Here is a 26869-nt window from a genome sequence, read left to right on the forward strand (position 1 = left end):
CGAGCGCGCAGGGCGCGACGCCGCCACGGACGCCGCCGAAGCGGCATCCGCGCAGGCTCAGTAGGTGCGGCCGAGCTGCAGGTAGAAGTTGCGTCGGCCGCCCGGCGCGAGCGCCACGCCGATATAGACGGGCCCGAACGCGGTCGACAGGCTCGTGAAGAACGTATAGCTCTGCTTGAGCGCGCCGCCGCCGATCTGCTGGCCGCTCGACCACACGTTGCCGACTTCCGCGCTGGCGCCGACCGACAGCGCCTTGATCGGCGACGCGTTGAACGTCATCAACTGGTTCATGTACGTGATCTGTCCGTACGCGAGCTCGTTGCCGTTCAGCTGATCGGCCGCATAGGCGGACAGATGCTGGAAGCCGCCGAGCGTGAAGTTGAACGCGTTGATCAGGTTGGTGCCGCCGATGCTCTTGCCGCCTTCGATCGTCGCGCTGACGCTGTGCCGGCCGAACTGCTGCGCGATCATCGCCTTGCCGTAGATCTCGGTATAAGGCGCGTTGCTGATCCCGTCGGCGAATTCCTGCGCCGAGCCGCCGTTGCGCGACACCAGCGAGCGGTCGACCCGCAGTTCGCCGAAATAACCCTTGCGCGGGAACATCGGATCGTCGAGCTGATCGATGACGAGCCGCGCCCGCGCGACCAGCGCCTGGGACGTGAAGCTCGGCCACAGCAGGCTCTGGCCGCTGCCGTCGTCGAACGGCAGGTTGTAGGTCGGCGAGCCGTGCCCGGTCACGTAACCGAGGCCGACGCGGAAATCGCCGAGCCGCGCGATCGGCAGGCCGAGGTCGATCCCGGCGCGCGCCGTCTGCATCAGGTACTGCGTGATCTTCACGTCGCCGGAGTCGTCGTACAGGTTCGCGTAGCGACGCTGGTATTCCGCGTACGGCGACAGGTACACGCCGTACGCGGTCGACAGCGGCTGGCGCAATTCGACGCGCGCCGACTGCAGGTCGCTGCCGATCGTCGTGTCCGCGCGGAATTCCAGCCCCGACTCCGTGAGCCACGGCCGCCGGTAGCCGACGTGCAGGCGGAAGCCGCCCTCGTCGGTCGAACTGCTCGACATGCCGAGCCCGAACAGCAGGAAGTTGGGCCCCCAGTACTTCTCGCGCGCGTCGATCTCGAGCACGTTGTCGTCGCCGCGGCTCACGATCTGCTGCGTGACGCTCTCGAAGTTGCCGCCCGTCGTGAGTCCGAGCAGATCCTGGCTGACGGTCTTCGGATCGTAGATGTCGCCGGGTTTCACGTGCAGCGCGTTGCTGACGACGCGCTTCGGCACGCCGCCGCTGGTCTTGATGTCGATGCGCGTGATGCGGATCGGCGGCGGCAGCGGCTGCGCGTGCGCGGACCGGTAGGCCGCGTACTGTTCCGGCGTGAGCGCGAAGCGCCGCAGCTTCGGCAGCGCCGCGGTCGCGGCGATCTCGCCGGCGGCGATCGCCTGCTTCGCGTTCTGGAAATCGGTGAACGCGAGCGCGCCGAGGTCCGGCGTGAGCAGCACGTCCTGCGCGTCGAGCTGCTTGCGCTGCGCGGTCACGTTCTGGCGGATCAGGATGCCGACCATCTGCTGCATCACGTCGGCCGGCGACGCGAGCGCGTCGAGCGGGCGCAGTTGCGAGCCGATGTCGACGGCGATCACGACGCTTGCGCCCATCTGCCGCGCGGTGTCGACGGGCAGGTTGCTGACGAGCCCGCCGTCCACGAGCGCGCGCCCGTTGATCTCGGCCGGCGCGAACAGGCCCGGCATCGCCATGCTCGCGCGAATCGCGAGCGGCAGCGAGCCGTGGTCGAGCACGACCATCTGGCCCGTCTGCAGGTCGGTCGCGACCGCGCGGTACGGGATCGGCAGCTGGTCGAACGGCTGGTTGGTCGGCACGGCGGCCGTCCAGTTCGCGAGCAGCGCCTGCAGCCGGTTGCCCTGTACGAGGCCGACCGGCGCCTTGACGCCTTTCTTGCCGAAGCCGAGCGTCAGCCCGTTGATGTACAGGCGTTCGTCTTCGCGGCTGGTTTGCGGCAGGTCCGCGCGGTCCGTCACGTCGAACGCGATATCCGCCAGGTTGACCTCCGACAGCCGCTTCTGCATCTCGTCGGCCGCCATCCCGCTCGCGTACAGGCCGCCGACCACGGCGCCCATGCTGGTGCCCGCGATGCAGTCGATCGGAATCCGGTTGTCCTCCAGTACTTTCAGGACACCGAGGTGTGCGTAGCCGCGCGCGCCCCCGCCGGACAGCACGAGGCCGATCGACGGCCGGCCGGCCGGGCCGCCGTCGGCCGCGCAGGTGTGCGCCGCCGCAGCGGGTGCGGCGGGCGCGGGCGCAGCCGGCGCGTTGACGGCAGCGGTCTGGGCGGCGGCGGGTCCGGCGGCCGGCAGCGGTTGCGCGGAGACCGTGCAGCACCAGAAGGCAACGAGCGTCGTGCAGAGCGGGCGCACCGGCGCCCAGCGGAAGGAAACGGTCGCTGTCATGGTGAACATACCTGGCGTGATCGTGCGTCTGAGGCCTGCCGGGAGCAGGCAAGACCGAGAGATTACCGTGTTTTACAGGCCCGACGCGAGCGGCCGTTGCGTGGCCGGACGTGCCCGAAACGCCCCATCCGGCCATTCCGTCGCGAAAAAATCATCGGAATTGCCTAAAGTATCGGAACGATTTGCCGCTAAGCTCGTGATGGGGCGGCATGGACGCGCGGCAAAATGTGCGGCGCGGCTGTCCCGGCCCGTTCCCTCACAAAGGTTTGATATGTCGACACCGCTGTTCGGAAAGTTGTTTGCGCAACCCGTTGCGATCGACCCGGGAACGGCGAGTACGCGGATCTATACGCACGAACGCGGCGTGGTGCTGAACCAGCCGTCGGTCGTCTGCTTCCGCAAGGGCGGCGCGAGCGACGCGCGGCCGACGCTCGAGGCCGTCGGCGAGCTCGCGAAGGCGCTGCTCGGCCGCGAACCGGGGCATCTCGAAGCCGTGCGGCCGATGCGGCACGGCGTGATCGCGGACGCGCACGCCGCCGAGCAGATGATCCGCAGCTTCATCGACATGTCGCGCACCCGCTCGCGCTTCAGCCGCCGGGTCGAGGTCACGTTGTGCGTGCCGTCCGACGCGACGGCCGTCGAGCGCCGCGCGATCCGCGAGGCCGCGTTCGCGGCCGGCGTATCGGAGGTCGAACTGATCGAGGAATCGCTGGCGGCCGCGCTCGGCGCGGGTTTGCCGGTGACCGAGCCGGTCGGCTCGATGGTCATCGACATCGGCGGCGGCACGACCGAAGTCGCGGTCGTCGCACTCGGCGGCATCGTCTACCGCGAGGCGATCCGCGTCGGCGGCAGCCAGTTCGACGCGGCGATCGTCAACCACGTCCGCAACCTGTACGGCGTGCTGCTCGGCGAACAGACGGCCGAGCACGTGAAGAAGACGATCGGCTCGGCCACCAGCGCGGTGCCGCGCACGTCGACCCGCGCCGTCGGCCGCAGCATCGGCGACGGCCTGCCGCGCTCGGTCGAGCTGTCCAATCACGACGTCGCGGACGCGCTGGCCGCACCGCTCAAGCAGGTGATCGGCGCGGTGAAGTCGGTGCTGGAAAACGCGCCGGCCGAACTCGTGACCGACATCGCGAATCGCGGCGTGGTGCTGACCGGCGGCGGCGCTTTGCTCGCCGATCTCGAACGCCTGCTGTACGACGAGACCGGGCTGGTCGCGCGGATCGCCGACGAGCCGGCCACCTGCGCGGTGCGCGGCGCCGGCGAGGCGATGGGGCGGCTCGCGATGTGCCCGGCCGATTGAGCCGGGCGGTGCTGCCGGCCACGGCCCGGCGCACGCCTTCACCTTCTTTCGATCTCCCAATGGCCGGCCCGCTTGGCCGGCATCGGTCCATCGCATGGACAGGCACGGGCGCGCCGTGCTAGCGTGACGCGCCCGTTCGGGGCCGGGCCGGCCGACGCGCCCGACGACACCTGAGAGACCGAATACCTTGAAATATCGAACCAAACGGGGCTTCGCGGCCCGGGCCGGCCGCGTGCTGGCCGTCGTCGCGTGCGTCTGGGTCGCGGCGGCCGCCGCGATCGTCGTCCATGGCATGCGGATGCCGAGCGACCCGGCGGACGTCGCCGTGATCTTCGGCAACGCGCTCGACGCAACCGGCGCGCCGAAGCCCGTGCTCGCGGCCCGGCTCGATGTCGGCGTGCGTTGTTACCGCGCGGGGCACTGCCCGGCGTTTCTGGTCAGCGGCGCGATCGACGGGCCCGGGCTGAACGAGGCGACGGCCATGCGCGACTACCTCGTCGCGCGCGGCGTGCCGGCGGACCGGATCGCCGTCGACGACCAGGGCGACAACACGCTCGCGACCGCGCAGCACACGCTGGCCTACCTGCGCGCACATCGCCTGTCGCGCGTGCTGATCGTCAGCCAGTATTACCACCTCGCGCGGGCGCGCCTCGCGTTCGAGCGCGTCGGCATTGCGCGGTCGAACATCTCCGCCGCGTATCCGCGCCGCTTCCAGTGGCGCGACGTCTATTCGAGCTGGCGCGAGGTGCCGGCCTACGCGGTGTATGCGGTGCGGTTGTGGATCAATCCCGATGCGCGGCCGGTGTCGTTTCGACCGATGCTTTATCTGATGAGCCTGTTTTCGTGACGGGGCGGCCCGGAAGCGCGCGCTTCCGGTGCGGGCGGTTTCGTTGTTTCTCCGGTTTCCTGTCGTCTCGCGCCGGCCGCGCGAGTGTCACAGGCACCGAATAAATAATAACGATTCGCGTTTCAGATGCCTTGCGAGGCTGAAAATCAAAACAATTTCGCCGACAGTTCCATAATCCAGATCCGATCGATTTATTAGGCGGATGTTGGTTATCTAAATGGATCATTCATCGCGGTGAAAATATTGCACCGCAAAATCCCCGTGTGTTGAGTCAGGGCGATATATCGGTGTTTCCACCGATGCGGCACAGCTATTGTCTTTGCGAAAAATCAAGGCAAGCCGGCGAAGAGTGTGTCGCGTGTTATTGCTGCGCGTCTGTCAGAAAGTAAAAAAAATACATAATCGTCGGCCATTGATCCGATGGGAAAATATCGACTGGAAAACGGTTTGACTTTGATATAGCCTAGTCTGACGAAAGCGCGTAGTAATCAAATCAACCAGAAAGTCGCTGCAGAAACCAGGGGCCGCCATCATGTCATTCGACTAGTTCCGCAGCTGCATTCCCGGGCCGATCAAAAAAATCATCACGAATAAACCGACAGCGCATCGCGATTGCCGGGGAGGACGCTTTTATCCGCGATTTTCTGCCGCGTGCCCGCCGTTGCGGCCGCAATACCAATACCAAAGCCGAAATCAATAAAGAGGGAAAGCATGAACCCTGTCCGTCCGAAAAAAGCGAGTGAGCCGTTTCCGAGACTGCTGTTGCCCACCGGCGTGTTTCTGGCGCTGTCGGGCGCGGGCATTGTCCCCGCCTATGCGACCTGCAGCACGGCGGGCACCACGGTGACCTGTTCCGGCGTCGCGAATCCGCTGGCGCCCAGTTATTCGAACAGCGCCAACAACGTGAACGCGACGGTCAATCCCGGTGCAAGCGTCGGCGTGTTGCTCGGTGTCGGCGGCACGGCGATGTCGTTGACCGGCAGTAACGTCACGCTGACCAACAACGGCACGATCGACCCGTCGGCGCTCGGCTCCGGGCTCGGCGTGCTGTCGAGCGGTACGGTGATCGGCAACGCGGCGGCGAGCACCACCACCGTGACCAACAACGGCACGATGATGGGCTCGACCGGCGTGGCGATCAGCGGCGTGACGGGCATGGCGCTGTCGGTTCAAAACGGTACGGGCGGCACGTCGACGATTACGAACACGGGTACGATCGGCTCCTCCCCGCTGGTCGGCGCGACCCTCGTCGGCGCCGATGCGCCGGTGGTCGCCGCGTACGGCGGCGGCACGGTCAACATGACGAACAGCGGGACGATCACCGGTCGCGTGTCGCTGGGTTCGAGCGGCACACCGGGACAGGGCAATACGTTCACCAACTCGGGCACGATCAACGGCGGCGTGTCGATGGGGGCGAACAGCACGAATACGTTCAATGCCGTGACGGGCTCGTCGGTCAATACGGCCGGCGGCACCGGCGGCGCGTTCAACATCACGGTCGGCCCGGTCACGCTCGGCGTGGCGGCAACCGGCGTCGTCGATGGCGGCGCGGGCGGCAACAATACGCTCAACCTGCAGCAAGGCGTCGCGGCGAACGGCACGATCGCGGTCAACAACTACATCAACTTCAATCACCTCGACGTCACGAGCGGCAACTGGACGATCAACGGCGCGTCCACCGCGCAGGACGCGACGCTGACGGGCGGCGTGGCGATCATCAACGACAACGCGTCGCTCGGCACCGGTACCGTCACGGGCAGCGGCGGTGCGTTGCAGGCGGGCACGGCGGGGCTCGACGTGTCCAACAACGTGTCGCTCGGCGTGGGCGGCCTGACGGTGCAGGGCGCGACCGGGCTGACGCTGTCCGGCACGGTGTCGGGTGGCGGCGCGCTGACGAAGAACGACGGCGGCACGCTGACGCTGTCCGGCGCGAACAGCTACACGGGCGGCACGAACCTGAACGCCGGCGGCCTGGTGGTCGGCAACAATTCGGCGCTCGGCACCGGCGTGCTGAACGTCAACGCGTCGGCGTCGCTCGACACGAGCACGAACGTGACGCTCGCCAACACGGTCAATCTCGCGACCGGCTCGACGCTGACGCTCGGCGGCAGCAACGATCTCGGGCTGACCGGCACGATCAGCGGAAGCGGCGGCCTCACGAAGAATGGCGCGGCAACCACGACGCTGACCGGCGCGAACACGTATACGGGCGACACGACCATCAACAGCGGCACGCTCGCGCTGAGCGGGGCCGGCAGTCTGTCGGCGACCGGCACGGTCAACCTGACCGGTGCGGGCGCAACGTTCGACCTGAGCACTGCGGCGGGCGGGCGGACGATCGGTGCGCTGGCCGGCGCGGCCGGCACGAACGTGGACCTCGGCGCCAATTCGCTGACGCTCGGCGGCAGCGTCAATGCGACCTATGCCGGCACGATCGGCGGGTCCGGCAGCTTGACGCTGTCGGGTACCGGCACGCAATCGCTGACGGGCGCGAACACGTACACGGGCGGCACGAACCTGAACGGCGGCAACCTCGTCGTCGGCAGCAATACGTCGCTCGGCCTCGGCGCGGTGAACGTCAACGGGTCGTCGACGCTCGATGGGACGGCCAACGTGTCGTTGGCCAACGACGTCAACATCGCGACGGGCACCACGCTGACGCTTGGCGGCAGCACCGATCTCGGCCTGGGTGGCGTGGTCGCGGGTGGCGGCGGTCTCGTGAAGAACGGCGCGGCGACCTTGACGCTGTCCGGCGCGAACACCTACGCCGGCGGCACGACGCTGAATGCAGGCGGGCTGGTGCTCGGCAACAATGCGGCGCTCGGCACGGGTGCGTTGACCGTCGGCGGCGCGGCAACGCTCGATACGAGCGCGAGCCTGTCGGTCAACAACGCGATCGGCCTCGCTACCGGCTCCGCGCTGACACTGGGCGGCAGCAACGCGCTGACGCTGAGCGGCGGCATCACCGGCGCGGGCAGTCTGGTGAAGGACGGCGCGGCGACGACGACGTTGACCGCCGCAAACACCTACACGGGCGGCACGACGATCAATGCCGGCACGCTGGCGATCGGCGGAGGCGGCAGCCTGTCGGCAACCGGCAGCGTGAACCTGGCAGGCGCGGGTGCGGTGCTCGACGTGAGCGGCGCGACCGGCGCGCAGTCGATCGGGGCGCTGTCGGGTGTCGCCGGGACGAACGTGACGCTGGGCGGCAACGCGCTCACGCTGGGCGGGACGGCGAGCGGCACGTTCAGCGGGGCGATCGGCGGCACCGGCAGCCTGACGCTGGCCGGCTCCGGCACGCAGACGCTGAATGGCGCGAGCACCTACTCGGGCGGCACGAACCTCAATAGCGGCAGCCTTGTGCTCGGCAACGGCGGTGCGCTCGGTTCCGGCGCGCTGACCGTCGGCGGCGCGGCGACGCTCGATACGAATGCCGCGTTGTCGGTCGGCAACGCGGTCAATCTCGGCACGGGCGCCGCGCTGACGCTGGGGGGCAGCAACAGCCTCACGCTGGGCGGGGCGATTTCCGGCGCGGGGAGTCTCGTGAAGGACGGGGCGGCGACCACGACGCTGACCGGCGCGAACACCTATACGGGCGGTACGACGATCAACGCGGGGACGCTGGCGATCGGCGCGGGCGGCAGCCTGGCATCGACCGGCACGATGAACCTTGCCGGCACGGGCGCGGCACTGGACCTGAGCGGCGCGACAGGCGGTCAAACGCTCGGCGCGCTGTCGGGCGTCGCGGGAACGAACGTCAACCTGGGCGGCAACGCATTGACGCTCGGCGGCACGGCCAGCGGCACGTTCGGCGGGGTGATCGGCGGTACGGGCAGCTTGACGCTGGCGGGCACCGGCACGCAGACGCTGACCGGCACAAATGTCTACACCGGCGGCACGAACCTCAATAGCGGCAGCCTCGTGCTCGGCAACGGCGGCGCGCTCGGTTCCGGTGCGCTGACCGTCGGCGGCGCGGCGACGCTCGATACGAACGCCGCGTTGTCGGTCGGCAATGCGGTCAATCTCGGCACGGGCGCCGCGCTGACACTGGGGGGCAGCAACAGCCTCACGCTGGGCGGTGCGATTTCCGGCGCGGGCAGCCTCGTGAAGGACGGGGCGGCGACCACGACGCTGACCGGCGCGAACACCTATACGGGCGGCACGACGATCAACGCGGGGACGCTGGCGCTCGGCGCGGGCGGCAGCCTGGCATCGACCGGCACGATGAACCTTGCCGGCGCGGGCGCGGCACTGGACCTGAGCGGCGCGACAGGCGGTCAAACGCTCGGCGCGCTGTCGGGCGTCGCGGGAACCAACGTCAACCTGGGCGGCAACGCACTGACGCTCGGCGGCACGGCCAGCGGCACGTTCGGCGGGGTGATCGGCGGCACCGGCAGTCTCACGTTGTCGGGTACCGGCACGCAGACGCTGACCGGCGCGAACACCTATACGGGCGGCACGACGATCGGCGCCGGCAGCACGCTGGCGCTCGGCGCGGGCGGCAGCCTTGCGTCCGGCAGCACGCTGGACCTCGCGGGCGCGGGGGCGACGTTCGACTTGAGCGGCGCGACGGCCGTGCAGACGCTCGGCACGCTGACCGGCGCGGCCGGCACGAACGTGAACCTCGGCGGCAACGGGCTGACGCTGAACGGCAACGGCAGCAGCACGTTCGGCGGCGCGATCGGCGGCACCGGCGGCCTGACGCTGGCCGGCAGCGGCACGCAGACGCTGACGGGCGCCAACACGTATACGGGCGGCACGACGATCAGCGGCGGCGGCACGCTCGCAGTCGGCGCGGGCGGCAGCCTCGCATCGACCGGCGCGGTGGACCTCGCCAGCGCCGGTGCGACGCTCAATCTGAGCGGCGCGACCGGCGCGCAGACGATCGGCACGCTGACCGGTGCGGCCGGCACGAACGTCGACCTCGGCACGAATGCGCTGACGCTGAATGGCGGCACCAACGGTACGTTCGGCGGCACGATCGGCGGGACGGGCGGTGTAACCGTCGCCGGCACGGGCACGCAGACGCTGACGGGCGCGAACACGTATACCGGCGGCACGACGATCAACGGTGGTAGCACGCTCGCACTCGGCGCGGGCGGCAGCCTCGCGTCGGGCAGCGCGCTGAACCTCGCGGGTGCGGGCGCGACGTTCGACGTGAGCGGCGCGACGGCCGCGCAGACGCTCGGGACGCTGAGCGGCGCGGCCGGCACGAACGTGAATCTCGGCGCGAATGCGCTGACGCTGAACGGCAGCGGCAACGGTACGTTCGGCGGCGCGATCGGCGGGACGGGCGGCGTGACGTTTGCTGGCACCGGCACGCAAACGCTGACGGGCGCGAACACGTACACAGGCGGCACGACGGTCAACGGCGGCAGCACGCTGGCGCTCGGCGCGGGCGGCAGCCTGGCATCGACCGGCGCGGTGAATCTCGCGGGCACGGGGGCGACGTTCGACGTGAGCGGCGCATCGGGCGCGCAGACGATCGGCGCACTGATCGGCGCGGCCGGCACGAACGTGAATCTCGGCGCGAATGCGCTGACGCTGGACGGCAGCGGCAACGGTACGTTCGGCGGCGTGATCGGCGGGACGGGCGGCGTGACGCTGGCTGGCACGGGCACGCAGACGCTGACGGGCGCGAACACGTACACGGGCGGCACGACGATCAACGGCGGCAGCACGCTCGCACTCGGCGCGGGCGGCAGCCTCGCGTCGACGGGCGCGGTGAATCTCGCGGGCACGGGCGCGACGTTCGACGTGAGCGGTGCGACCGGCGCGCAAACGATCGGCGGGCTGTCGGGCGCGGCCGGCACGAACGTGAATCTCGGTGCGAACGCGCTGGCGCTGAACGGCAGCGGCAGCAGCACGTTCGGCGGCACGATCGGCGGCTCGGGCGGCGTGACGGTGGCGAGCGGCACGCAGGTGCTGACCGGCGGCAACACGTACACGGGCGGCACCACGATCGCAGCCGGCGGCACGCTGCAGCTCGGCAACGGCGGCACGTCGGGCAGCGTGGCCGGCGACGTCGTCGACAACGGTGCGCTGGTCGTCAATCAATCGGGCAACGTGACGATCGCGAGCGTGCTGTCCGGCACCGGCTCGCTGACGCAGGCCGGCAGCGGGCAACTGACGCTGACCGGCACGAGCACGCTGAGCGGCCCGACCACGGTCAGCGCGGGCACGCTTGCCGTCAACGGTTCGCTCGGCCAGTCGACCGTCACCGTGCAGAACGGCGCGACGGTGACGGGCACCGGCACGATCGGCGGCCTCGTGGTGCAGGGCGGCGCGACGGCGGCCGCCACGCAGCCGGGCGCGGCGCTGAACGTGGGCGGCAACGTCACGTTCCAGCCGGGTTCGACGTTCCAGGTCGCCGCCACGCCGCAGCAAAGCGGCAGCCTCGCGGCGAGCGGCACGGCGACGCTGAACGGCGGCACCGTGCAGGTGCTCGCGAACCAGAGCACCTATCAGCCGGGCACGACGTACACGATCCTCAGCGCGTCGTCGGGCGTGCAGGGCGCGTTCGCCCAGGTGAGCGCGAACTATGCGTTCCTGACGCCGACCCTCAGCTACGATCCGGGTCACGTGTATCTGCAACTGGCTCAGAACGGCACCGCGCTGCCCGACGTCGCGACGACGCCGAACCAGCGCTCGGTCGCGACCGCGGTGGCCGCGCTCGGCGCCGGCAATCCGCTGTACGACACGGTGCTGACGACCGACGCGCCGACCGCACGCCGCGCGTACGGGCTGCTCGGCGGCGAACTGCAGGCGAGCCTGAAGAGCATGCTGCTGCTCGACAGCCGCTATGTGCGCGACGCGGTGACCGATCGCGTCCGTCAGGGCCTCGCGCCCGGATCGGGCCCGCTCGCGGCCCTGTCGTCGGGCGGCGCCGCGCTGTGCGGCGACAACACGGCCGGCGTGGCCGATCCGACGCTGCCGCCGGAACGCCGGATCGGTTCGCGCGCCGGGTGCTACGGCGGGACGCCCTATCAGCCCGTCGTCTGGGGGCAGGCGTTCGGCGGCCGCAGCCGGCTCGGAGGCGACGGCAACGCATCGTCGATCAACCGCAGCATGACGGGCTTCATCGCCGGCGCCGACATGGCGCTCAACGACAAGTGGCGCGCGGGCCTGGCCGCGGGCGTCACGCACAGCTCGCTCGACAACGACCAGAGTTCGTCGGCGGCGGTGAACAGCTACTACGTGTCGCTGTACGGCGGCGCGCAGTATGGCGCGCTCGGCGTGCGCGGCGGCGCGTCGTACACGTGGTATCGCATCAACAGCGACCGCTATCCGGGCTTCGCGGGCTTCTCCGATCACGATTCGGCCGGCTACAACGCGCATTCGGCGCAGGTGTTCGGCGAAGTCGGCTACGCGCTGCCGGTCGGGCCGGTCGCGATCGAACCGTTCGCGGGCCTCGCGTATGTGAACCTGCATACCGACGGCTATACGGAAACCGGCGGCGCGGCCGCATTGCGCGCCGGCGGCGAGACGACCCACGTCGGCTTCTCGACGCTCGGCGTGCGTGCGGCGTCGCAGCTCGGCTCGATCGCGAGCGGCACGTTCACCGCGCGCGGGACGGTCGGCTGGCGGCATGCGTTCGGCAACGTGCGGCCGTCGTCGGCGTTCACGTTCGCGAACGGCGGCACGTCGTTCCAGGTGTCGGGCGTGCCGATTGCGCGCGACAGCGCGGTGCTCGAGGCCGGCATCGACGCGAACATCACGAAGCGCCTGACGCTCGGCCTCACGTACAGCGGCCAATACGGCAGCGGCGTGCGCGACAACGCGATCCTCGGCAACATCCTGTGGAAATTCTGACCGGCAACTGACGTGCCCGTACGCGGCGCGAGGCGACGAAGCAACGTCGCCTCGCGCCGCGGCCGTTTCGTCGCTGCGCACGTTCGCCGTTCTGGCCTATCCTGTGCGAAACACGCGACGCGCACCGCGCGTTGCGCCTCGACACAGGAGCATCGATGCCGAATCACGCCGAAGCCACGACGACGCAGGCGCCGCAAGTCGCGCCGATTGCCCCGACCATCGCGTCGGGTCCCGCCTTCATCGCGCCCGAAGCCGATCAGCAGGTCCTCGCGCGCAACAACCAGTACGTGCTGAAATCCGGCGACGCGTTCGTGGTCAGCGATGCGCTCGGCGACATCGGCGGGCATGACGACGGCCTGTTCGTCGACGACATGCGCGTGCTGTCGAAATGGCGCCTGACGTTCGGCGGCCGCGCGCCGTCGCTGCTGTCGGGCGCGACGAGCGCCGACAACGCGTCGTTCACCGCGCACCTGACGAACCGCCCGCTGCCGCCGCTCGGCGGCAAGGAGACGCCCGAGGGCGTGATCCATATCGAGCGCACGCGCGTGCTGGCGGGCGACGTGCTGTACGAAGCGCTGACGCTGACGAACTACGGCGCGAGCGAAGCCGAGGTGCCGCTGTCGCTGTCGTTCGCGGCCGATTTCAAGGACATGTTCGAAGTGCGCGGCACGCAGCGGCCGAAGCGCGGCACGGTGGGCGCGCCGCGCGTCGACGCGGGCGCGGTGCGGCTGCGCTACGACGGCCTCGACAGCGTGGAGCGCAACGTGACCGTGCATTTCTCGCCGGCGCCCGACGCGCTGTCGGTCGATCGCGCCGACTACACGCTGACGATTGCGGCGCAGGCGTGCGTGTCGATCTACCTGACCGTCGATGCGACGCTCGGGCCCGTGCAGGCCGAAGGGCCCGGATGCGGCCGCGTCGCGCTGCGCACCGCGCTGGTCGGCGTGCATCGCGAGATGCGGGCACGGCGCGAGTCGATGGCGCGCGTGAACACCGGCAATCCGCTGTTCGACGCCTGGCTCGATCGTTCGCTCGCGGATCTCGGGCTGCTCACGACGCAGCTCGACACGGGGCCGTACCCGTATGCGGGCATTCCGTGGTTCTCGACGCCGTTCGGCCGCGACGCGATCATCACGTCGCTGCAGATGCTGTGGCTGCAGCCGTCGCTCGCGCGCGGCGTGCTGCGTTTTCTCGCCGAACATCAGGCGCGCGAGACCTCCGCGTTCCGCGACGCGGAGCCCGGCAAGATCATGCACGAGTTCCGCCGCAGCGAGATGGCCGCGACGGGCGAGGTGCCGTTCGCGCTGTACTACGGCGGCGTCGATACGACTCCGCTGTTCATCGTGCTCGCGGGCGCCTATCTCGAACGCACCGGCGACGATGCGCTGATCGACGAGCTGTGGCCCGCGCTCGAGCGCGCCGCGCAATGGGTGATCGACAAGTGCGACCGCAACCCGTACGGGTTGCTCGATTATCAGCGCACGTCGGAGCGCGGCCTCGCGAACCAGGGCTGGAAGGACAGCCACGATTCGGTGTTCCACGCGGATGGCCGTTTCCCGGACGGGCCGATCGCGCTCGTCGAAGTGCAGGCCTATGCGTGCGCGGCGCTCGACGCGATGTCGGCGTGCTCGCGTCGGCGCGGCCATGCGGCCGACGCGACGCGCTACGCGTTGCGCGCGAAGACGCTGCGCGACCAGGTCGATGCGCTGTTCTGGATGCCGGAAGGCGATTTCTACGGGATCGCGCTCGACGGTCATGGCGAGCTGTGCCGCGTGTTCGCGTCGAACGCGGGCCACCTGCTGGCGTTCGGGCTGCCCGACGCCGAGCGCGGCGCGGCGGTCGCCGGCGTGCTCGGCTCGGCGCTGTTCCAGACGGGCTGGGGCATCCGCACGCTGGCGGCCGGCCAGCCGCGCTTCAATCCGATGGCCTATCACAACGGGTCGGTGTGGCCGCACGACAATGCGCTGATCGCGCGTGGCCTGGCGCGCTACGGCGACAAGACGGCCGCGGTGAATCTGCTGCGTGCGCTGTTCGAGGCGGCGGTGAGCTTCGAGATGCGCCTGCCGGAGCTGTTCTGCGGGTTCCCGCGCCGGCGCGGCGAACCGCCGACCGCGTATCCGGTGGCCTGCCTGCCGCAGGCGTGGGCGGCCGGTGCGCCGTTCATGATGCTGCAGGCGTGCCTCGGCGTGAGCATCGACGCGTCGCGCCACGAGGTGCGCGTCGAGCGCCCGGCATTGCCGGAAGGCGTCGACTGGCTGCGGATCGATGCACTGCGCGTCGGCGACGAAACCGTGTCGCTGACGTTCCGCCGCGTCGACGGCCAGGTCATCGCCGCGGCGGAGCAGCCGGGCCGCGTGCAGGTGGTCGCGGTGCTGTAGCGCGGTGTCGCGCGAACGTTGCGCGATGTCGCGCCACGTTCGCGCGCAGCGGCATAGAATCGTGACATGACCCTTGAACGATGGCGGAGGTAGACGATGACGACCGACAACCGGCCCGACGACGGCGAGCACAAGCTCGAGAATCTCGAAGCGGCGGTCGACCACCTGCACAAGTCGATCGAATCGCAGAGCATCGCGGTCGGCGCGGCGAAGGGCATCCTGTTCAGCCTGATCGAAACGCTCGGCGCACTGATCGGCGATCCCGATCTGCCCGAGCATGCGCGTTCCGGCTACGAAGCGCTGCGCGACAAGGCGAGCGAATTGCGCGGCGGCCTCGACCGTCACTGATGCACGGGCGGCGCACGCGCTGCCCGATTCGGTGGACGCGGCACAAAACCCCGTGCGCTCAATCAGTTAGGTGCCCGATACGCAGGATATCCACAAGCTTGCCAACACAATCTGTGGAGAACCGCCCGGCCTTGGGCCGGGCGCGCCGCGCGTGCACGGCGTGCGGTTCGACGACCATTCCGGTGCCACACCATTGACCGGTCAAGGTCCGTGGATCGAATCCCCTTGTGTATCAAGATGTTACGCGTCCGATTGGACGGATATCCACAGGCTTGCCAACAAAATCTGTGGACAACTTGCAATCGATTGCGTCGCAATGGTTGACGATCCGGTCGGCAGGGGCTGCGTGCACGAAGCCCGCACGCAAAGGCTGCCCGCTCCATGTATCGGCACACTAATGCGTGCGCGATCAAGGGCTTAGGCGCCGGGTACCCAGGATATCCACATCCTTGCCAACACTTTCTGTGGACAAGCGAGGCCGCGTTACCCGGCCGGCGCCGTGCCGGCCGCTTCCGCGACGATCCAGTCGTGAAAGAGCGTCATCGCGGGCGTCAGCGGTTTCGATTTCAGCGACGTGAGCCAGTAGCCGCCCGCGCGCACGTCGATGTCGAGCGGCCGCGCGAGCTGGCCGAGCTGCAGTTCGCGCGCGAACATGCAGGCCGGCGCGAGCGCGACGCCCGCGCCCTGCATCGCGGCCTCGACCATCAGCCGCGACGAATCGAACACGGGACCGTTGACGGCCCACGGTTCGAGCTGCGCGGCGTCGAACCAGCCGAGCCACTCGTCGGTGCGGTACGAGCGCAGCAGCGTTTCGTTCGCGAGATCGGCCGGCTGCGCGATGCGCCGCGCAATGTCCGGCGCGCACAGCGCGGTGAGCGGCGCATCGAGCAGCCGCTCGTTGCGCGTCGCCGGCCAGTTGCCTTCACCGAAGCGGATCGCGAAATCGAGGCCCTCGCCGGCGAGATCGACGACGTTGTTGTTGGTCCGCAGCCGCAGCTCGACGAACGGGTGCGTGTCGCCGAACTGCTTCAGCCGCGGCATTAGCCAGCCTAGGGCAAAGGTGCCGACGACGCCGAGCGTCAACACCTCGTGGAAGCGTCCGCCGTCGAACTGCTTGAGCACCGTCTCGATGCGGCTGAACGCGTCGCTCAGCACCGGCAGCAGTGCGCGGCCCTCGTCGGTCAGCCCGAGACCGCGCGGCAGCCGCGTGAACAGAGCGCAGCCGAGCCGCTCCTCGAGCGAGCGCACCTGCTGGCTGACGGCGGCCTGGGTCACGCTCAGCTCGAGGCCGGCGCGCGTGAAGTTCAGATGGCGCGCCGACGATTCGAACGCGCGCAACGCATTGAGCGGAAGATGAGGGCGGAGCTTCGTCATAAGAATTTCTTTTGTCAGCGCTCAATTATCGTTGCTTGTCAGGCAACCGTAAAGTCTCGATAGTGCTGTCTCGGCGGCTGGCCGTTTTCAACGCGTCAACCACGTTGCGCCGCCATTCCACCATGAGACAACCGACATGACCTACTCATCGAAACGTCGAACCCTGTTGCTGGCCGCCGCGACGGCGCCGCTCGTTCTTACCGTCACCGCGTGCGCGTCGCGACAGGCCGCCGCGCCGGACGAAGCCACGGCGGCAGCGGCGGCTGCCGCGGATGTGATTGCGCCGGCCGCGGCGGCGGCGACGCTTGCCGACCTCGAGCGCGACGCGGGCGGCCGTCTCGGCGTGTGCGCGATCGACACGGCGAGCGGCCGCGTCATCGAGCATCGCGCGGCCGAGCGCTTCCCGTTCTGCAGCACGTTCAAGGCGATGCTGAGCGCGGCGGTGCTCGCGCGGAGCGTCGAGCGTCCGGGCTTGCTGCAACAGCGCGTGACGTATACGAAGGCCGACCTCGTCAACTATTCGCCGGTGTCGGAGAAGCATGTCGGCGCGGGCATGACGGTCGCCGCGCTGTGCGAGGCCACGATCCAGTACAGCGACAACTCGGCCGCGAACCTGCTGATGAAGCTGATCGGCGGCCCGTCGGCGGTGACCGCCTACGCGCGCTCGATCGGCGACGACACGTTCCGGCTCGATCGATGGGAGACCGAACTGAATACCGCGCTGCCGGGCGACCCGCGCGACACGACGACGCCTGCCGCGATGGCCGCTAGCTTGCACGTGCTGACGCTCGGCGACGCATTGCCGGCCGCGCAGCGTGCGCAGCTCGTCGCGTGGCTGCGCGGCAACAAGGTCGGCGACAAGCGGATTCGTGCGGGCGTGCCGGCCGGGTGGACGGTCGGCGACAAGACCGGTACCGGCGACTACGGGACGACGAACGACGCGGGCGTCATCTGGCCGACGTCGCGCGCGCCGATCGTGCTGGCCGTGTACTACACGCAGGCTCGCGCCGATGCGCGGGCGAAGGACGACGTGATCGCGTCGGTCGCGCGGATCGTCGCGCAGACGTTCGGTTGAGCGGCACGGCACGGCACGGCACGCGTGGCGAGATCCGCGGGCGCGCCGTGCCGCAGTCGTGACCCGCGCGCTCAAACGTTGTGCGATCAACGACTTAGGTCGCGCATGCTCAGGATATCCACATGCTTGCCAACAAAAATTGTGGACAAGCTCGCGCGCGGCGGCGTCCGGCGTGCCGTACGTCACCGTGCCGCGTTTGAAGCAGCACGCACAATGTCTTTCGGATCAAGCGCTTGGCCGCGGTATGCGCAGGCTATCCACACGCTTGCCAACAAAAATTGTGGACAAGCAGGGTAGCCGGCGTGGCAGGCGGCGCGTCACGTGCCGACGCGGTACACAACCGCGCTTGCGCGGCCGTGTGCCGCTTTCGAAGCAGCGCGAACAAAGTCTTTCGGATCAAGCGCTTGGTCGCGGTATGCGCAGGCTATCCACATGCTTGCCAACACAATCTGTGGACAAGCCCGGCCGTCGCCGCGACGGTCAGGGCTGCCGATCGTCGACCGTGGGCCAGCGCACGAATGCGAACACCCACAACATGACGAAGTTCAGGATCGGCACGAACATCGTCAGGATCCACCAGCCCGAATGCCCGGTGCGCCGAACGATGCGCACGTACGGATAGATGACGACGGCGACGAGCACGAGTGAGACGACCAACTGCCACGCGGTGAAGTGTTCCATGGCCTTCCTCGGAGTGAAATGTCGTCATGCGGTGCCGACGCAATGGCCGACCCGGGGCGCCGACGCGCGTCGCCGGCGATGCGCGGCCGCGTGCGGCTTGCGTGATCTTGATGCGCGACGGGCGCGGGCGTCAAGGCATCGGCGGCGCGCTGCGATCGCATTGAAGCGTCCGTGTTCGCGCAGGCCGAATCCGCGCGCTGCCGAAACGGTGACACGCGACACGAACCATAGGCCGATCAACGAGTTAGCGCAGGCTTGCGCAGGATATCCACAAGCTTGCCAACACAATCTGTGGGTAAGTAGCGCATCGTCGTGGCATCGTGATGCGAAGTGCGGCGAAGCGGTGTGCGCGACGGCCATGACGCGCGCCGCGTCTGCATCACGCGTGCCAAAGTCCATCGGATCAAGGGTTTAGCGTCGCGGTGCGCAGGATATCCACAAGCTTGCCAACATTTTCTGTGGGCAACTTTGACGGTGGCAGCGAACCCTTGTCAGGCGGGCAAGATAGACGATGCGGCGAAACGGGCGGGCTGCTTCAGGTCACTCCCCCACGATCCACCATCCCGCATGACGAATTGACATGCAACCCCGCTGGAGTTGCCCCTGTCATACCGGACGCGGCATTACAGTAAGGATTGCTGAATCCATCGAACGCCGGAACTCGCGAGGCGAGCGATGTTTCAGCGCGCTATGGGGATGCTTCTCGTTGTAATGCTCGAACGCGATGGCCAAATTGCGTGCAGCAGTCGCTGCGTCCGGCGTCGGCATGAAGGCGACGTAGTCGCGTTTCATCGCCTTCACGAAGCGCTCGGCCGTCCCGTTACTTTGCGGGCTGCACACCGGCGTGGTCAATGGCTTCAGGCCGATGGCCACTCCGAACCGGCGCGTGTCGTCAGCCGTGTAGCCCGAACCGTTGTCGCTTAGCCACTCGATTTCGGGCGGGGTATGTGTGTCTTGTTACCTCAAGAAGTCAGGATACCTATTGATATGGGTGGGATTTATCTCGACTTGTCGTGTGGTTGATGCGGTCTGCTGGTTGTTGTTCTGCTGGTGTGAATTTGCTTCGGCGGACGGCGCAAGCCATATGACGGACGAGCGTCCAGAAGGCTGCAATATGTCCGAGCCGCCCGATTGGGTTCGCGTGAGGCAGCAAGTCACTTGCCGTTGTTCGGTTGAGCCAGCCGCGGTTGTGCAGAAGTTGTGTATGCAACTTATATGCGGGGCATGTCCATTGTCGCGACAAAAGAAATCACACCCTGTGATTTTTGCTAGGTTTTTGTCAATTTCGGACGTGTCTTATGTGATTTTCTCCGAGTGCTCGGTAAATTCGACGCAGGAGAAATTCCGTTCGATGGAGATGAAACGTGCAGGACGATACCTCAGGCAAGGATGTCGCTCGCTTTGGCGATTCAACGGATCACGACGGCACGGTCATTCACGTCGCGGACAACGTTATGCGCGGGGGATTTCGGGCGTTGTCGAGTGGTGATGAATGCGGCAGTGGGGCAGTATTTGGCCTGCTTGGATCATCAGCGTCCCTTCGTGGCAGCGAGGCCCTTCGCGAGCTCGATGACAATAACGTTGCTGTGGAGGACGAAAATATTATTGCGTCACTGTACAGTCAATACCTCAGATTTCTCGATGATCCGCTTTCATTGGCCGAGTGGGCAATCTCTTATACACCGGAAGCCACGCCATCTGCGTTGCCCGTGCAGGCTGAACCGGGATTGGGTTTGCTCACTATGGTGGAGTTGCCGCCGCAACCGGTTAAGCCGGTTGCCAAGCCCCAGGGGATCATGGAGCTACTCAGGCCGCCGGTCAAACTTGAACAGCTGTTCGGCGACCTCAGTGGGGCACCGGACCTCCGTGAACCGGAGCAATGGAACGACGTGCTGAGTCTGTTCGCGCCTGCCGAATTCCTCGCAGCCGCATCACGCCATGCTGCCCAGCGGCCACCCGAACTGACGCGACGCGAACATCATATGGTCGCAATGGATAGCCCCGTGTCCCTGCCGGTCGGGTTGTTGCCTGATAGCGAAACGTCCTGACGAGTCAGTCTGCATACGCTCGCCGAGTAGCCCGATACGATCCATCTTATTGTCGGAATCACCATGTCCAACGCGTTTGACGTTCAAAAACTATATCCGGTCATGCAGAAATTCAGCCGGCCCCGAACGCTCTCTATCAGTGGGGCGGCCGTCCCGTTATCGCACAATGGCGAACCTGTATTGCAATTGGTTGCGATCGAAGGCGAGGAAGAACTTTCCAAAATCTACACCTACGATTTGGAGGTTAAAACCTCGCTCGATGCGGGATTGAGTGACGAAGAGGCGGCGAATCTCAATACACTCGACATGATTGGGAAGGAACTGACCGTCACCATCCAGCTTGACGGGATGGGCACTTTTGTCCCTGGAATGCCAGGGGCGACCGGTGCAGCAAACGTCGGACGCGGGTTACGCGAAATCAGCGGGATTATCACGGCAGTGAGTTTTGCCGGTCAGTCAAACCGACAGAGTAGATATCGACTCAAATTGCAACCGTGGATCGCGCTAGCTGAGAAACGCTCGGATTACAGGATTTTCCAGAATAAGTCTGTTATTGAAATCATTCACGAAGTGCTGAGCGACCACTACCTCTACTCGTGGGACATGCGGCTAAGCGAGTCCTATCCGAAGCTGGTCTATCAGGTCCAGTATGGCGAAACCGACTTTCATTTTATCCAGCGTCTAATGGAAGAAAACGGGATTTACTGGTTTTTCGAGCATTCAGGTACCGTGCATCGCATGGTCCTGGTGGACCAGTTGGGGGCGCACAAGCCGGTTGACAGTGAGGCCTATCAGACGCTGTCGTACTATCCGCCAGGCCGCAGGGTTGATATGGAGCACATCGACAACTTCGATACGACTGCACGTATCCAGTCAGGTCAGTGGACCACGAACGATTTCGACTTTACGCGGCCAAGGGCAAATCTGGAGGCGCAGATTCAGTTGCCGCAGGACACCTCGCACAATACGCTTGAACGCTACGAGTGGCCTGGCGACTACACCGAGCGGGAGGCCGGTGAGCAGTTTGCACGGATACGCATGCAGGAAATGCGTGCCCTGGGTGAGCGGGGCACTGGCGGTGGGAATGTGCGGAACGTTGTGTGCGGGACGACTTTTACGTTGGCGGGCTTTCCGCAAGCCGGTGCAAACCGCGAATACCTTGTTATCCGGGCTCGGCTGGATGCGGCTGAACTCGACGGGGCAACCGATACCGGCGAATACCGGATTCGGACACGGTTTGAAGTGCAGCCGGCCACGACCGTTTTCCGTCCACCGCGCACGGTCAGCAAGCCACGCACAACCGGCCCGCAGACGGCCATTGTCACGGGGGCCGACGGGAGCGAAATCTACACGGACCAGTACGGCCGGGTGAAGGTGAAGTTCCACTGGGACCGCTCGCCAGTACATGATCAGACATCATCCTGCTGGCTGCGGGTCTCCTATCCGTGGGCAGGCAACAACTACGGGACCATCAGCGTTCCGCGGGTCGGCTCGGAAGTGATAGTGGACTTCGAGAACGGCGACCCTGACCGGCCATTTGTGACGGGGCGGCACTACAACGCGCACAACATGCCGCCGTGGGAGTTGCCCGCCAATGCGACCCAGAGCGGCACGCTGACGCGCTCCACCGATGAAGGCGGCTACGAAACCGCCAACGCGCTGCGGTTCGAGGACAGGAAAGGCAGGGAGGAAATATGGCTCCATGCCGAAAGGGATATGCGAACCGAAGTTGAAAACGATGAATCGCATACGGTTGGGCATGATCGCGCGAAGACAGTCGGACATGATGAATCGGTGACGATTGACAACGATCGTACGGAAAAAGTCGGCCGCGGCGAACAGGTCGAGATTGGTGTAGATCGTCGTCACACCATTGGCCAGGATGCGTTCCTTTCGGTTGGGCGCGATCACCGCATCCAGATCGGCAAGGATCGAATCGAGGAAACGGGCAACAATCGCAAGGACACCATTGCGGCCAACTTCCTGGTCACGACTGGCGGCAACGCGGAACACAAGGTGCAGGGGCGTCACCAGATCGAGGCGGGGCAGGCTATTGAGCGCAAGACCCGTATCTACCAGCTACAGGCGAGCGACAAGGCTGAAATCATCGGCCCAGCCGGAAAGATCACGCTCGACGGTGAGGGCGTCACGATTGAAGGAGTCCGGATCAAGCTGAAGGGGCCGGTCCAGACCGAGACCGGCTGGGTCAAGAATGCCCTGGACATGCGCTCAGACGTGAACAAGGGCGATCCGTTCACACCGGACTACTTCCCGTTTTCAGGCTGACGCCTGCCGTTTATTCCATCAAGGAACCGTGCCTCGTGATTGTGACTTTCCCGTTTGAAGACGATCCTTATTACAGCGCCCCGCAGCCAGCGTCTTACCCGCAGTCAGCCAGTGCCGCGCTGAGTACGCCAGCACTTGTCCGCAAATATATTGATCTCGCGAAGCACGTCGCGGGAGGTGTATTCCCGGTAGGGCGCAACCGCTTCTGGCACGGCGGCGTACACCTGAGCGGAAAAAAGCCGGTGCGCGCGGTCGCGGACGGCACCATCGTCGCGTTCCGACTGGATCGGGACTATATCGACAGCGAACTCGACCGGCAGATCAAGGCGGCCGCACCCGTGAAGGCGTCAGCGTCGAAAGCCAAGCCACAGCCGTCACCGCCCCGACAGTTCAGCAGTAGCTTTGTACTGATTCGGCACGAGTGCGAGGTCAATAGAGGCGGCGGTGAAATGCAGCCCGTGGGGGGCGTTTCGCAGGGTGTCAGCGCGAGCATCCCCAGATACATCGGGGCACACTTCTACTCGCTCTACGCGAATCTGCTGCCGCAGAAGCAGTTGCAGAACAAGGCAGTCCTGCCGCCGTTTCTCACGACCACCAATACAATTGTTCCGGTTGCCGCGTTGCGCGGGGACGAAGTAACGGTAAGCGCGGTGATCGATGACGGGCACCACATGGTAAAGATCAGGATTACTGACATCAATACCCGCAACAGTGGCGAGGGATGGATCGAGCGCATGTATCTGGACGTGGAGCCAGGCGCTCCACTGAGGCCCGAGCAGAAAATCCGGCTGGGCTACCCCATTTCGTTCATGTATTGCTGCCATCCTACGGAAAAGCGGTGGATGCCGTTGGACTGCACCTTCTCATTGGAGTATCCGGTCAGGGCCGGACAGGTGATCGGTTACGCCGGGATAACGGACGGTGATCTTGGCTCGGTGGCGGACAGCTTTCACTTCGAAATTTTTACGGGCGAGAACAAGTTGGTGAAGCAGATGAAGCCGCTTGTTCCGCTGAACATTAGCGACCCAAGTTCGTCGTACCAGGAGTATGCGGATGGGCAGAAAAGCGATGGTATGGGGAAGGTGTGGTTGACGAGGAATGCCAATCTTGCACGATTTAAAAGCCTGGTTAAACCGGGTAGGTTGGCTGCTTCAAATATGCAACAGTTTCCTTCAGGTTCGTGCTTTTTGGGAGCGATACCCTGCGGGGTAGATGGAACGGTGCCAACTCAAGTTGAGGAATTGATATGTTTCAAACTCTTTGGCATGGATGGAAGCACCTACTACGCGTACGCCGATCAAGTGAGCGCAGCAGCCGATGGGCGGGAATTTGTCCGTGACGCGTGGGTGACGCTGACTACCGATAGCGACTGGGTAGCACGGGGATGGCAAACCTATGAGGATAGCGAACTGAATACGACTGACGATGGTTTCGTTGAGGATGACGATGCGGTCATGCAGAAAATCCTGTCCGCCGCACACAAGTCTTCTGCGAGCCTGAGTCTCGATGATCTTCATGCTGATGGCGTTGACGCGATCTTGCGCACCGCCGCTGTCCGGTTCCACACTGAATGGGACAGCAGTAACAACAGCAAGCGATACGACAAACTTCAGCAAGGGGGCCATCCGCCGCTTCCACAATTATCCGACAGCGAGTTCAAGGCGTTCTTGCACGATATTCAGCATCAGCAGTTCTGGAGCAACGCGAAGGTACAGCAGGACGGTGTGAACAATGCCATGAAGCCGCTATCCACGCCGATGGATACGAAGAACTGGCATTTCCATCCAGTGGGCTTTCTGGCCCAGATGCGGGAATGTCTCGCAACGGACGCAACGCTGTCCGAGGAGGCGTTCGAACTGGAAATCCGGCAGAGCTGGATAACCTGCCTGAAGCTGATCGAGAAGCGCCTCAAACAACTCGAACCCTGGGCGGACGCCAACGCCGCCATGCCTGATGCGCCCTCGGCGCGGGCGCCAGTCGTCAGGGAATATGCGACTCTACAAACGATTCACAATGTTGCTCATCACGATCTCTGGTCGAACTTCGAATACTGGTTTGGCGTAACGCCCAATGACATCGCTGCCCCGGAAACGTTGCACGGACAGCTTGCAGCCAAGCCTGCCGGGCATCACGTCCACAACTACCTGAAAGGCATGCGGGAGTTCTTCCGCCATATATCCATGCAACGGGTGGTCAAGGGCGCACTGGGTTTTGAGGCAGGTGCCTATGTGCAGCCGGGGTTGTATCCAGTCAAGGCGCTCAAGCCCGCCCAATCAGGCTTCCGGATGGAATACGTCAATATCGCCTGCCAGTATGGTCCATTCTTCCGAAGCTTTAATAACAGGGATCCGGTCGATCAGAACCGTATGGAAATCCAGTTGCACGAGGTAGCGCATTTGCAGAATACCGCTCATGCCCAGGACCAGAAGATCGATGTTAACGGGGCACACGACCCTGACAGATACAACGGAAAGACCGCCTATGGGGCACGCGCGGCACGGGTACTCGCCGAATTCACGCCCAACAGGGCGTTAGCTAATGCCGAAAGTATTGCATTTTTTATCGAGAGCGCAAAGGATGAAACCTGACCGTCTGACAATGAACGGCGTTCGCACCATTATTTCGATTGGAGGGATGGTGGCACTGGTCGGCTGCTCGTCTCTTGCGGAACAGCAAGCGGCGCCGCCTTCGAACCAAAATACGAAAAGTTCTATGACCGACAAGCAAAGTGGAAACCAGACGGGTGTCGTGCCGAATGAGCGGGTAACCTGGGTCAAGAATCCGTTAATCACCCAGATTAGGTTCCATGACGCGATCGTACGTGACGATAGCGTTAAAATTCGGTACTACCTTTCTTATATCAATCCAAGTAAACGGGACGTTAAGTGGACCGGTAAACCGACACCTGATGGTCCTGCAATGCGGCTGTATTTGGGGGGCAAGGAGATTAAGCCTGCCCCGCCCAAGTACAGTGGTATTGAGCCTTATGTTGCGGCTCCCCGGGACGAAGATATAAAGCGATCTACCCATGTGGTGAAGGCAAAGGAGAGATGGGTAGGCGAAATTGCAGACGAATTTGTGATCTTGAATACCCAGTTCCTTCCTGGCACGCACGTCTACGAGATGGTCTACTGGCATACGCAACTCGACTGGATAGACGTGCGCGAGGTTCTGGACCGTACCGATACGGGCAAGGGCAGGATGATGTACCCGATCACGGATAACGCGCCGTCGAACCGCCTCTATTTCAGGGTCTACAAGCCGACCGATGAAGAAGCGCGTGAGGGGCGGCACATTGAATTCCTCGGCGAAGTGGATGCCCGTACGCAGGTCCCGGCGCTGCCGTACGCCCGTCCGGGTGACTACGCGCCAAAGACCGGCTATTGGGCCGCGACGGGCAAGAGCATCGAACGGCTCGGCGGCTATCACGAAGTGTTCGTGAAGGAAGGGGATTCACTGCCGAACCTGCCGGGGGACCGGGGCGTGGATCCCTTCAGCTTCCGGTGGAAGTACGTGAGCGAACAGAGTGCCGCCGCTGGAAAGTAACGGGTACTCGCCGAGCTCATGCCCAACAGGGCGTTAGCTAATGCCGAAAGTATTGCATTTTTATCGAGAGCAAAGGATGAAACCTGACCGTCTGACAATGAACGGCGTCCGCACCATTATTTCGATTGGAGGGATGGTGGTACTGCTCGGCTGCTCGTCCCTTGCGGAACAGCATGCGGCGCCGCCTTCGAATCAAACTACGAAAAGTTCTATGACCGACAAGCAAAGTGGAAACCAGACGGACGTCGTGCCGAATGAGCGGGTAACCTGGATCAAGAGTCCGCTGATTACGCAGATCAGTTTTCATGACGCGATCGTACGTGCCAGCAGCATCAAGATACGGTACGGATTTTCTTGCATCAATCCAAGTGAGAAAGATGCTAAATGGACTGATATGCCGACACCGGATGATCCTGTCATTCGATTGTATTCAGAAGGCAAGCGCATTAATCCAGAGCCCCCGCGTAAGGATGGCGGCATTATAGCTCTCAAGGCTCCCCCCAGAGATGACGAGATAAAGGCGAACGCTAGTGTAGTAAAAGCAAAAAGCAAATGGACCTCAGATGGGCCGGGTGAATTTGTAATCGCGAATAGCCAGTTCCTCACTGGCACGCACATCTACGAGATGGTCTACTGGCATACGCAACTCGACTGGATCGACGTGCGCGAGGTTCTGGACCGTACCGATACGGGCAAGGGCAGGAT

General features: G+C 65.3%; 14 protein-coding genes and 2 pseudogenes. 11 read left to right on the forward strand and 5 right to left on the reverse strand.

Annotated elements, in window-relative coordinates; all coding sequences use genetic code 11:
- Positions 1-57: 57 nt before the first annotated feature.
- Entirely contained in the window at positions 58-2463 is a 2406-nt protein-coding gene (locus J8I35_RS24870) for a patatin-like phospholipase family protein (protein WP_209927453.1), read from the reverse strand.
- Between the two features lie 271 nt (positions 2464-2734).
- Between J8I35_RS24870 and J8I35_RS24875 the strand changes: the two genes are divergently transcribed.
- Together J8I35_RS24875 and J8I35_RS24880 are read left to right on the forward strand one after the other, a co-directional pair.
- Positions 2735-3769: a rod shape-determining protein gene (locus J8I35_RS24875; RefSeq protein WP_050018222.1), complete on the forward strand. Its 1035-nt coding sequence runs from the start codon at positions 2735-2737 to the stop codon at positions 3767-3769.
- Positions 3770-3956: 187 nt separating this feature from the next.
- Complete coding sequence (locus tag J8I35_RS24880; RefSeq protein WP_209927455.1) at positions 3957-4616, forward strand: YdcF family protein; 660 nt, start codon at positions 3957-3959, stop codon at positions 4614-4616.
- A 584-nt stretch (positions 4617-5200) separates the two neighbouring features.
- Here J8I35_RS24880 and J8I35_RS34870 read toward each other — a convergent pair.
- Positions 5201-5329, reverse strand: coding sequence for a hypothetical protein (locus J8I35_RS34870; RefSeq protein ID WP_260429568.1), 129 nt, complete (start codon positions 5327-5329; stop codon positions 5201-5203).
- Here J8I35_RS34870 and J8I35_RS24885 point away from each other — a divergent pair.
- The 3 genes from J8I35_RS24885 (at position 5328) to J8I35_RS24895 (ending at position 15154) form a co-directional block, all read left to right on the forward strand.
- A complete protein-coding gene (locus J8I35_RS24885) occupies positions 5328-12428 on the forward strand; it encodes an autotransporter-associated beta strand repeat-containing protein (protein WP_245170409.1) in 7101 nt (2366 codons plus the stop codon). The genes J8I35_RS34870 and J8I35_RS24885 overlap by 2 nt on opposite strands.
- A 155-nt stretch (positions 12429-12583) precedes the next feature.
- Entirely contained in the window at positions 12584-14806 is a 2223-nt protein-coding gene (locus tag J8I35_RS24890; RefSeq protein WP_209927460.1) for an amylo-alpha-1,6-glucosidase, read from the forward strand.
- 96 nt (positions 14807-14902) lie between these two features.
- Positions 14903-15154, forward strand: coding sequence for a hypothetical protein (locus J8I35_RS24895; RefSeq protein WP_006482135.1), 252 nt, complete (start codon positions 14903-14905; stop codon positions 15152-15154).
- Between the two features lie 483 nt (positions 15155-15637).
- Here the strand turns inward: J8I35_RS24895 and penR are convergent, their stop codons facing one another.
- The gene (gene penR, locus J8I35_RS24900) at positions 15638-16528 is read right to left on the reverse strand and encodes a beta-lactamase transcriptional regulator PenR (protein ID WP_050018225.1); all 891 of its coding nucleotides are present in this window, start codon (positions 16526-16528) and stop codon (positions 15638-15640) included.
- Between the two features lie 136 nt (positions 16529-16664).
- On the opposite strand from penR, the gene blaPEN-B reads away from it, so the two are divergent.
- Positions 16665-17603 carry a PEN-B family class A beta-lactamase gene (blaPEN-B, locus tag J8I35_RS24905; protein ID WP_209927462.1) on the forward strand — a complete coding sequence of 313 codons (939 nt, stop codon included), beginning with the start codon at positions 16665-16667 and terminating at the stop codon, positions 17601-17603.
- Between the two features lie 480 nt (positions 17604-18083).
- On the opposite strand, the gene J8I35_RS24910 is transcribed toward blaPEN-B, so the two are convergent.
- Together J8I35_RS24910 and J8I35_RS24915 are read right to left on the reverse strand one after the other, a co-directional pair.
- Complete coding sequence (locus J8I35_RS24910) at positions 18084-18284, reverse strand: hypothetical protein (RefSeq protein ID WP_174971856.1); 201 nt, start codon at positions 18282-18284, stop codon at positions 18084-18086.
- A 606-nt stretch (positions 18285-18890) separates the two neighbouring features.
- Positions 18891-19232, reverse strand: a pseudogene (locus tag J8I35_RS24915) (integrase core domain-containing protein); the annotation flags it as partial.
- A gap of 416 nt (positions 19233-19648) precedes the next feature.
- Between J8I35_RS24915 and J8I35_RS24920 the strand changes: the two are divergent.
- The 5 genes and pseudogenes from J8I35_RS24920 to J8I35_RS24940 all read left to right on the forward strand — a co-directional run.
- The gene (locus tag J8I35_RS24920) at positions 19649-20332 is read left to right on the forward strand and encodes a TagK domain-containing protein (protein WP_209927464.1); all 684 of its coding nucleotides are present in this window, start codon (positions 19649-19651) and stop codon (positions 20330-20332) included.
- Positions 20333-20395: 63 nt separating this feature from the next.
- Complete coding sequence (tssI, locus tag J8I35_RS24925; protein ID WP_245170410.1) at positions 20396-22618, forward strand: type VI secretion system tip protein TssI/VgrG; 2223 nt, start codon at positions 20396-20398, stop codon at positions 22616-22618.
- Positions 22619-22653: 35 nt separating this feature from the next.
- Positions 22654-25206 (forward strand): hypothetical protein, encoded by a 2553-nt coding sequence (locus J8I35_RS24930; protein ID WP_209927466.1) that lies wholly within the window; start codon positions 22654-22656, stop codon positions 25204-25206.
- Positions 25196-26164, forward strand: coding sequence for a hypothetical protein (locus tag J8I35_RS24935; RefSeq protein WP_245170411.1), 969 nt, complete (start codon positions 25196-25198; stop codon positions 26162-26164). The genes J8I35_RS24930 and J8I35_RS24935 overlap by 11 nt, the downstream gene beginning before the upstream one ends.
- Positions 26165-26240: 76 nt before the next feature.
- Positions 26241-26869: pseudogene (locus J8I35_RS24940) on the forward strand (hypothetical protein); the annotation flags it as partial.

This window comes from Burkholderia sp. CpTa8-5 (assembly GCF_017815045.1).
Lineage (GTDB): Bacteria > Pseudomonadota > Gammaproteobacteria > Burkholderiales > Burkholderiaceae > Burkholderia > Burkholderia sola.

What these genes read in the sequence shown, in the direction of transcription:
- J8I35_RS24870 (WP_209927453.1), bottom strand. Translation starts at nt 2,463, where the DNA reads ATGACAGCGACCGTTTCCTTCCGCTGGGCGCCGGTGCGCCCGCTCTGC.
- J8I35_RS24875 (WP_050018222.1), top strand. Translation starts at nt 2,735, where the DNA reads ATGTCGACACCGCTGTTCGGAAAGTTGTTTGCGCAACCCGTTGCGATC.
- J8I35_RS24885 (WP_245170409.1), top strand. Translation starts at nt 5,328, where the DNA reads ATGAACCCTGTCCGTCCGAAAAAAGCGAGTGAGCCGTTTCCGAGACTG.
- J8I35_RS34870 (WP_260429568.1), bottom strand. Translation starts at nt 5,329, where the DNA reads ATGCTTTCCCTCTTTATTGATTTCGGCTTTGGTATTGGTATTGCGGCC.
- J8I35_RS24890 (WP_209927460.1), top strand. Translation starts at nt 12,584, where the DNA reads ATGCCGAATCACGCCGAAGCCACGACGACGCAGGCGCCGCAAGTCGCG.
- J8I35_RS24895 (WP_006482135.1), top strand. Translation starts at nt 14,903, where the DNA reads ATGACGACCGACAACCGGCCCGACGACGGCGAGCACAAGCTCGAGAAT.
- penR (WP_050018225.1), bottom strand. Translation starts at nt 16,528, where the DNA reads ATGACGAAGCTCCGCCCTCATCTTCCGCTCAATGCGTTGCGCGCGTTC.
- blaPEN-B (WP_209927462.1), top strand. Translation starts at nt 16,665, where the DNA reads ATGACCTACTCATCGAAACGTCGAACCCTGTTGCTGGCCGCCGCGACG.
- J8I35_RS24910 (WP_174971856.1), bottom strand. Translation starts at nt 18,284, where the DNA reads ATGGAACACTTCACCGCGTGGCAGTTGGTCGTCTCACTCGTGCTCGTC.
- tssI (WP_245170410.1), top strand. Translation starts at nt 20,396, where the DNA reads ATGTCCAACGCGTTTGACGTTCAAAAACTATATCCGGTCATGCAGAAA.
- J8I35_RS24935 (WP_245170411.1), top strand. Translation starts at nt 25,196, where the DNA reads ATGAAACCTGACCGTCTGACAATGAACGGCGTTCGCACCATTATTTCG.